Below are 287 nucleotides of genomic sequence, written 5' to 3'. Positions count from 1 at the left end.
TTCACTCGTCCCATCCCCTTGAATTCCGCGCCCGGATTTGCCTAAGCGCCTTCTATGAGACAGAAACTGACTATTCCAACAGTCAGACAACCTTCCGCGATCCGTCCCCCCATCGCATCATACGACGGTGCAGGAATATTAACCTGCTTCCCATCAGCTACGCATCTCTGCCTCGCCTTAGGGGCCGACTCACCCTGCTCCGATGAACGTTGAACAGGAAACCTTGGGCTTACGGCGTGGAGGCTTTTCACCCCCATTATCGCTACTCATGTCAGCATTCGCACTTC

The 287-nt window shown here is 54.4% G+C and carries 1 rRNA gene; it reads right to left on the bottom strand.

Annotated features, from left to right (window positions below):
- Nucleotides 1-287, bottom strand: a 23S ribosomal RNA gene (locus AC0V2Y_RS22505); the annotation flags it as partial.

The organism is Janthinobacterium sp. BHSEK, assembly GCF_056174685.1.
Note: the sequence above shows the minus strand (reverse complement) of the source record. Positions and strands in the feature narration are given on the sequence as shown.